Source organism: Bartonella sp. TT110JLCBS (assembly GCF_042193405.1).
In the GTDB taxonomy this organism is placed as follows: Bacteria; Pseudomonadota; Alphaproteobacteria; order Rhizobiales; family Rhizobiaceae; genus Bartonella.
In genome coordinates this window covers 1-587 of the sequence record NZ_JBHILT010000278.1, presented here as the reverse complement: position 1 = coordinate 587, position 587 = coordinate 1, and the positions used below count along the sequence as shown (strand labels likewise).

1 protein-coding gene is annotated in these 587 nt (G+C 45.8%); it reads left to right on the top strand.

Features of this window, described 5'->3' with window-relative positions; genetic code table 11:
• Nucleotides 1-11: 11 nt before the first annotated feature.
• Nucleotides 12-587: GTP-binding protein (locus ACFILW_RS10915; protein ID WP_375685845.1), on the top strand; the 576-nt coding region annotated here is incomplete at its 3' end.

Sequence of the window (587 nt, the reverse complement as noted above, 5' to 3'; positions counted from 1 at the left end):
TGTGGCGCCTCTTGAAAAAGTACCAGGTCCCCACCTTCATCTTTATTAATAAAACCGACGTGGTGGGTGCTGACGTGAACCAGGTCATTAAACAATTACAAACCGACTTTGCTGATGGCTGCCTGCCCTTTCACGACCAGCTCACTGCTGATGAACTAGAAAACATTGCTACAACTGATGATCATGCACTGGAACAGTATTTAAATTCCGGAACCCTTACCGACAGAGAAATCCAATCCTTAATTAAAGCCCGCCAGGTCTTCCCAGTTTATACCGGCGCTGCTTTAAAACTCACTGGGGTTGATGAGCTCATTGCTGGACTGAAACATTGGACAGTCGAAAACCAAAACAATTCAGATTCAACCTTTGCTGCCCAGGTTTTCAAAATATCACATGATGAAAAAGGTGAGCGCCTCACCTGGTTAAGGGTTCTTTCTGGAACCATTCAGGCCAAGACTGAATTGTTACCAGGAGAAAAGGCAAATCAGGTCCGTGTTTACAATGGTGAAAAGTTTACCGTCGAGCAAACCATTTCTGCGGGAAACGTTTGTGCCGTAACCGGCCTGCAAAGTAGTTTCCCCGGCCAA